At 49.7% G+C, this 7,077-nt stretch carries 3 protein-coding genes and 4 pseudogenes; 2 read left to right on the top strand and 5 right to left on the bottom strand.

Annotated features, from left to right (window positions below; all coding sequences use genetic code 11):
• Nucleotides 1-133 precede the first annotated feature (133 nt).
• Nucleotides 134-597 (bottom strand): annotated as a pseudogene (locus GEI7105_RS36680) (transposase); the annotation flags it as partial.
• 134 nt (nt 598-731) lie between these two features.
• Nucleotides 732-1,446: pseudogene (locus tag GEI7105_RS33095) on the bottom strand (transposase); the annotation flags it as partial.
• A 118-nt stretch (nt 1,447-1,564) separates the two neighbouring features.
• Here GEI7105_RS33095 and GEI7105_RS39670 point away from each other — a divergent pair.
• Nucleotides 1,565-1,765 (top strand): annotated as a pseudogene (locus tag GEI7105_RS39670) (IS4 family transposase); the annotation flags it as partial.
• A 163-nt stretch (nt 1,766-1,928) separates the two neighbouring features.
• Here the strand turns inward: GEI7105_RS39670 and GEI7105_RS0104340 are convergent.
• Both GEI7105_RS0104340 and GEI7105_RS28990 read right to left on the bottom strand, forming a co-directional pair.
• Nucleotides 1,929-4,445: a two-partner secretion domain-containing protein gene (locus tag GEI7105_RS0104340; RefSeq protein WP_017659268.1), complete on the bottom strand. Its 2,517-nt coding sequence runs from the start codon at nt 4,443-4,445 to the stop codon at nt 1,929-1,931.
• A gap of 270 nt (nt 4,446-4,715) precedes the next feature.
• A pseudogene (locus tag GEI7105_RS28990) lies at nt 4,716-5,712 on the bottom strand (IS701 family transposase).
• A 329-nt stretch (nt 5,713-6,041) separates the two neighbouring features.
• Here GEI7105_RS28990 and GEI7105_RS40325 point away from each other — a divergent pair.
• Nucleotides 6,042-6,170: a hypothetical protein gene (locus tag GEI7105_RS40325; protein ID WP_281166971.1), complete on the top strand. Its 129-nt coding sequence runs from the start codon at nt 6,042-6,044 to the stop codon at nt 6,168-6,170.
• Here the strand turns inward: GEI7105_RS40325 and GEI7105_RS28995 are convergent.
• Complete coding sequence (locus tag GEI7105_RS28995; RefSeq protein WP_017659269.1) at nt 6,167-6,682, bottom strand: hypothetical protein; 516 nt, start codon at nt 6,680-6,682, stop codon at nt 6,167-6,169. The two genes, GEI7105_RS40325 and GEI7105_RS28995, sit on opposite strands and share 4 nt — an antisense overlap.
• Nucleotides 6,683-7,077: the final 395 nt, after the last annotated feature.

Raw genomic sequence — 7,077 nt, forward strand, 5'->3', positions numbered from 1 at the left:
GCCTTCCACTTCTCAAAGCAGGGTGGCATAGCGGGCTGGGGTGGTCTCTCTCATGGGGACACTCTCCACCTTAAATCCTTGTCAGCCAAGGGTTTTGCTTTTATTTTACCTTTTTTACCGTTTAAGTCCCGTTAGGAGGTCTTCCTAAAGGCGGGCCGCTGAGACGAATTTCTCTTTCTTTACACCAAGCTCGATTAGCTCGGGTTCGATAAATTCGATCGGCGTGAACCGATGAGGGGTAAACTCCCATATAGTCTTTGTAAGCTTCGACTTGCGAGATTAAATCTCCACTTTCATTATAATTATCCCAACTAATTTTTCGAGAAATACATATCCTTCTACACAACTGACTGATAACTTAGCCCCGAATTCCGTAGGACTTGCTGCCTTGCCTCTGACGATTGGACGGAGATTAGGTTGTGTTAAACTGACGATACGATTTTCGATTTTATTTTTATGATTTGACCACATCCACTGCTGTTGACGGGTAATTTCACTGAATACTAATAAATTCCTGTATTGTCTTCGGCTTAAGCATTCTAGACTCGCTCCTTTCTCAATTAATTTCTCAATGTTTCGGAAGTTTTGTTGAAGATATATTGGGGCTCTTCGGAGTTTAGGGTGACAGAAAAACTAACTTCACGAGATTTCAAGGGTTTTGGCTCTCGAATCTTCAATTTTTTGTATCATGCTATACATTTATAACCACAAACTCCGAAGACCCGATATTGGAGTTGTTTTTTGACAGCATTTCTTCTTTCTTTGCGAGAGGGTCTCCTCTTTTTGGCAAATTTGAGATACTCTTTTCGGGCGAGTTTTCGGTGGGTTCTAGGTTTTTTTAGACAGTTGGCCCTTCAGGGATTTATATAAAATGTCTAGGATGAGTTCGGTGGTTTTCCTCGCTTGATTTAACAGTTCGACATCGGTGGGGTATTTGATATCGGCAGGTGCGACGGTCGCATCGATTAAGAGTTTCCCTCTATTTTCTTTTCTTCTTTCGACTCCTTCTGACTTTTTTGTGCTAGATTCCTCCCGTTGAAATCCTCGAGCTTGTCGGACAATTCTTCGATTTATTTTTTGAAGTAGAGAGCGACCAATCCTTTGCCGAAAATGAACCATCATTGAAGCATCAAAAGGCGCTTCATTTCGATAACTCTTTTCCCCGATAAAATACTGTAGGTAAGGGTTTTCTTTAATTTGTTCGACAGTTTCTCGGTCGCTTATTCCCAATTTTTCTTTAATAATTAAGGCTCCCAGTGCCATCCGAAATGGTTTCGCTGGCGCTCCCATTTCCTCAGAAAAATTCTGGGCATATTCTTCCTCAAATTCTGCCCAGGGAATGAGGTTCGCCAAAATTACCCAACGATTTTCTTCACACAACTTGCCTTCAAAAGGAAGTTCAAAGGCTTCTTCGGGCGCGTCAGGATTTTGTGATTTTCGATACATTTTTTCTTGCCGGACGCACGGGAATTTCCAATTTTACCTCTTTTTCGGGTTCTCGAAGCCACGTCAAGACTCCTCTAAGCCTTACACCGTAAGCTTTTCACTTCTTTTCAGCAAGCCCTATTTAGGTCGTTCAGACCTGACCCCTCAAGGTTTTCCTCATCATAGTGTTTTTTCCCTCGGATTATCCGGTTATGCTTGGAGTCAATCCCTGCTGCTCTGGAGAGATTGGATGTTGGCGCTCATGGCGTTGAAGCCTCACAAATCTCTCCATTTTCAACGAGGGCTAGAGGCTCTATCCCTTGTGAGGCAGGGGGTCTAGCTATGTTGTCACCCTCTCAGATTCCTTTGATAAAATAAAAACGATTTTGGGTTTAGAAATAGTCTGCTTGTTCGCAATATGGCATAAATTTCAGTTAATGTCGATACGCGATCGCATAATTCAATATTGCCGTGAATTCACAAATTTGAGCCTTGCATTCGAGTTATCGATCGCTGCAACGAACGCGATCGCCCCAACGATTCCCCACTCGATTTTGTGGTGTCGAAACTAACTCTATCGTGCCGTCGTTTCGCCACTGCCAACCCGTGGCTTCTACGAGAGGTAGCTGCGAACTGTCCGATTCAGTAGCAGGCGATCGCTCCTCGTTCTCACGTTCGACTGACGACGGTTGAATTTCCGTTAGCTGAATATCCGTCCAGATCGTTCGACTATGCAGAACCTCCGTGGGATCGGGCGGTAAACCGCCGTTTCCGGTGACGACAAAGGAGTTTTCGCGAGCTATCCCACAAGCCGAGACGATTTGAGTGGTCGGATCGATAGGTTCGTTGCGTAATTCCGCGATCGCCGAACTGGTATCGATTTCCGGTTGAGTAATTTCGACTAACCCATCAACGCCAAGTTCGGAGCTAGCTGTGATGCGACTATCTGACGACAAGAAAATACCCTGAGCTGTAATACTGACATTTCCGCCACTACCTTCAAACGCATTGGCGTTGATCGGGCTGTTTTCTAACGCGGTTAGGGTTTCGATCGCCAGGGTGATATTGCCGCCATTCCCCGTACCCCTGGCTTCGGTGGTGATTTCACTGCCTCGACGCAATTGTAGAGTATCGGTGTCGAGGTTGATATTTCCCCCCTCTCCCGAAGCAGTTGCAGCCGTGATGCTGGCTCGATCCTCGAGTCGGAGAAGTTCGCTCGTAACGTTGAGGCTTCCTGCAATACCCGTTCCCCCGTTGGCGACGCTGACCGAACCCCCGTCGGCGACGATTAGCATCGGCGTGGTCAGGGCGATGCTTCCCGCATTCCCCGATGGAATCGGGGGTAAACCAAAGAGACGTTGAAACGCGTCGTTGGCCTCTGCACTCGAGCCAATTTTGCTGGGTTCGACCGCCCCGGCAGTCGTGTCGCGTACCTCGATCGAGTCTGAAGCGATTACTGTAACGCGGCCGGCATTACCGCTACCGAGCGTTCCCGACGAGATTAGTCCCCCATCAAAGACACGCAATACTTCCGTTTCGAGACGCAAATTGCCGCCGTTTCCCGATCCGAGCGTTGCCGTACTCAACGCACTACCCGTCGGTGCAGCACCGGGGTTGAACCCGCGAACTTCAATACTATCTGAGGCAGTTGTCGTAATGTTGCCCCCGTTCCCGGAAAAAAATGCAGTCGAAGTCAGGACACTACCGTCGAGGACGCGCAACTGCTCGGCTTGCAGGGTAATGTCCCCAGCTCGTCCCGGTCCGAGAGACACTGTTGCAATACCGCTGAAGGTCGATCGATTGAGTGGAGCAGCTCCAACGACGTCCACTCGATCTGCTACGCGAACGGTCACGTCACCTCCTCGTCCGAGTCCGAAGGTCCGCGTGCTAAACGACGCGCCACTTTCTAATCGCAGAGTCGAGGCTGCTACCGATACGTTTCCCCCCCTTCCGCTGCCGGTTACGAACGTGACCAGACCACTGGGAAGGGTTTCACCCGGATCGGTACCGATCGCTGTCAGGGATTCGCTGGCTGAGGCCTCGATCGAGCTGCTCGGTCTGGAACCGGCGTGACTGATAAAGGCAATCGAGCCGTCGGTGAGAGTGATGTTGCGACCCACGATACGGATCGCACCACCCGTTCCGCTGGCGTCGAGCGTCGCCGCTTGCGTGAGGTCGATATCTCGAACATTACTGTCCGTTGAAAGGTCGAACGTCCAACCCGTAGAAGTCTGCCTCAGATTGACGGTTCCGGTTTCGAGGCTCCCCAGTAACACGCTGCCGTTATCGGCGGCTAGGGTTGCCCCTTGTAGGGTCAGGCCGTTTCCGATGAAAGCGATCGCTTCTCCAGAACGAACCCGCAAGCCCCCGTCGCCGCGCTGGAAAGGTACAGCAGAGAAGAGCGGGTCGGGATTGAACAGATTGCTACCCGTACCGGTGGCAACGATCGCGCCCGAGGCATCCGTGGAGTCTCGACCGAACTGTAAACCAACGGGAACGTTGACACTCAGAAGAGTAGAAGCCTGGGAATTGCGGGCGTTGAATTCTAAGCCGTTTTCAAACACGAGACTGTCAGCAGTCGTGGCAAAAAACGAACCGCCGAGATCGAGGCGGGCGTTGGGGCCGAAAACGATACCGTTGGGGTTGAGGAGAAATAGGGTTGCCGTCCCATTGGCTCGAATCAGTCCGTCGATGTCGGACTGATTGGCTCCCGTGACGCGGGTGAGAATGTTTTCAATTCCCGTAACGTTGTTAAAAAAAGCTTCGCTTCCTGTCGGAATGGAAAAGTTTTCAAAAGAGTGAAATAGGTTGCTTCCGGCAGTCGTTCCTCCCTCAATAGTGTAGGTATTGCTTTCTAGATTAACTCGAGAAGTAACCGGCAACGTGTTATCAGGAACAATTTGAGAAAATGCAATGTTTGAAGGAAGGAGTCCGAGCAGTAAAGCGTTTATGAATAGAGTGCTTTTAACGCTAAAAAGTCTATTTAATATGAGTTTCGGTTTAACGAGATCGATTTTCATAATACGCTTAAAGATTTTTGATAGTAATGAGGAGTAATGCTACTTTGGTTTTTGAATCCTGGCCACGAAAGGATTGTGACTGACCAGAATCATTCGAGTACAGCACTACCGGATTTTTTTGTATCGATAAATCAACCAGTCATCTATAGTTTTACACAAATTACAAGAAGACGTCTATAGTCAATAAATTAATGAAATACTTACGTAAATATACGCCTAGATTTATCAAGTTTTGTCAGAATATAGATCGACAGTCAATAAATTCAGGAGTTACGCAGTTGGAGAAAGAGTGACCCAGGGAGCCGATAAGTAAGAGCGAACCGCCTCGCGGATGACGCGGCGTTTAGATTCGTACCAACTGATGCCTGTGTTGAACCAATACATCTCTAAACGTAGAAAGGCTCGAATGGCTAAACCGATGTGGTTGCGTTGAGCCCGAGACGAGCGAACCTGAGCCTTTTCCACGCCACAGCACTGCTTGAGACCTCGGTGATACTCTTCAATCGTCCATCCCCACTCAGCCCACTGCAACCGTTTTAAAGGTGACATCTTCAAGTCGTTGGTGGCCCAGTACTCAATGTCGCCGTCTGGGGCAACTATCTTGAACACTCGGATAAAACCATAGCGCTTGAGATGGACGACGGTTCCCTCGGTTGAGAGTTCGACTTCACTGTTGGGGGCAATTACCCGTCCCATCAGGATTGACCAAACGATTGCGTTTGAGCCGGGTCAGCCAAGTCCAACCGTATTGGGAAATGAGCTTGAGATTTGCCAAACTGCTGAACCAACTGTCGAAAATCACACACTCGGGTTTGAACCCCCGCTTTCGAGCTGTGGTTAACATAGCTCGAAAGTGCTCGTTTTTGGTAGCCCCATCGACGGCTTTCTCGTAAAGCCGGTAGTCACAAGGAATGTGTTTATCCCCATCCGACCACAATAGGCTTGTCAGGTTAATCCCTTTGACGACCCGCTTGTGTTTCCCCGACCACTGCCGAGCCACCAACTCCATGCGTTGAGCATAGAACAACTCCTGCATGGTGTCGTCGAGGGCGAGAATACCTCGGTCTCTCTGCACGAAGGCTTGTGCTTCTTGCCACAAGGAATCTGGATTCGGCTCGAGACGATGCAACATACGAGTGATGGCATCATGGGAGGGAGCATTTTCGCTCGTTGGGTGAACTCGCTCGGCTTCGCTACAGCTATAGGCCTTCTGAGTCCCAATGAGGAAGTTGATGTAATCGATGGCTGTGTATTTTGGAGGATTCATTCCTCTGTTTTACCCTCTCTCCTGCTCAACTGCGTAACTCCTGAAACTGGTAAAATTGCCTGACCCGAAACGCTCTTTAAGCTCCTAAGGGTATGGTTCGCAGCACCCGAAAAACCCGTGGTGGAGGTAAACCACAAAATCGCCAGTTGGTGTTGCCAAGAGAATTTGATTCTCGCTTATGTCTGCGGTGGGGCGCATCGTGGACGTTAAACAAACAGCCTGTGAAGGCGTTCTGACCGGGGGTATTCGGGCTGGCTCGTTTATCTAGGCATGAGCCAGTGAAACAGGAATCTCCGACCATACCTGCTAGGGTTGGGGGGAGAGCGTCAATGAGGTTTTCCAGAGAGGCGAACGCCTGGACGACTCACCCGGACGGATCGGTGCAACTGTTAGCGATCGAGGCTTCCGGTGAGTGGTTTCGGTCGCCGAGTCCCTGCGTGCCGCTTTCGCTGCGCTAACCTCTGACGAGGGACAGGTCGTCGGAACGGGACTCGAGGGCTTCGATACGATGGGATTGACGCTGGGACGGATGGGAGAGAGCGCGAACTGACGGAATCGGTTCGATTTTGATGCAGACGGTATTTCCGTCGAACTGTTTGCAGATTAGCCCGAGATGAGCGAGTTTATCGAGCATCATGCCAGCGGCGCGATGGCTGCCACGATCGCGATCGGCATAGAACAAAGCGGCTGCTTCGCGATGGGTACAGGAGACGAACTCCTCGGGAATGTTTAACTCGGTCAGGGGAGACGAGATCCCGCGATCGAGCATCAGTTGGTATTTCAACCACAGATACGCCCACAGGCGAACGAAGTATTCAGCTCGACGGCGTGTCAGCCCACCTTTACCAACGAGCTGAGACATATAGTGGCGCTGGTAGTCTCGGGGAAACCATCGATCGAGGCATATCGGATCGAGATCTTGCCAGCGGACTGTTCGGGGTGAGGCGTGAGAAATCGCAGCCTTGAGCATCGTGTTATGAAGTCAATTTCGCTATATTTTCATTTTGTCACAACAACTTCGGAAAATACTAGGGGTTTGTAGGTTTTTTCTTATTTTGTGCGTGTAAATACTGAGTTGCTCGAGCTGGTTCAGGGGCGATCGTGGGATTTGAGGTTGAAAAAATAAACCGAGAAGGCTCTTTCAGTCATGGTTTTCAGGATAAAAATGCGTTAACTCGACATGGCGTCCGTATTTATGCGTATTTTTTGTGCAGTTCAATGCGATCGCGTTGTATTACGGAAAGCGCGTGACGATTCGGTCTGGACTTACGCACTTAGGCGTTATACTCCATCCTTTTCCGATAAGCTAGGTTTCAAGAAGTCTTCACCACATCCCCCCTTAGCCCCCTATCCCCCCTTAGCCCC

The sequence above is a fragment of the Baaleninema simplex PCC 7105 genome (genome assembly GCF_000332355.1).
In the GTDB taxonomy this organism is placed as follows: Bacteria; Cyanobacteriota; Cyanobacteriia; order Cyanobacteriales; family Geitlerinemataceae; genus Baaleninema; species Baaleninema simplex.

What these genes read in the sequence shown, in the direction of transcription:
- GEI7105_RS0104340 (WP_017659268.1), bottom strand. Translation starts at nt 4,445, where the DNA reads ATGAAAATCGATCTCGTTAAACCGAAACTCATATTAAATAGACTTTTT.
- GEI7105_RS40325 (WP_281166971.1), top strand. Translation starts at nt 6,042, where the DNA reads ATGAGGTTTTCCAGAGAGGCGAACGCCTGGACGACTCACCCGGACGGA.
- GEI7105_RS28995 (WP_017659269.1), bottom strand. Translation starts at nt 6,682, where the DNA reads ATGCTCAAGGCTGCGATTTCTCACGCCTCACCCCGAACAGTCCGCTGG.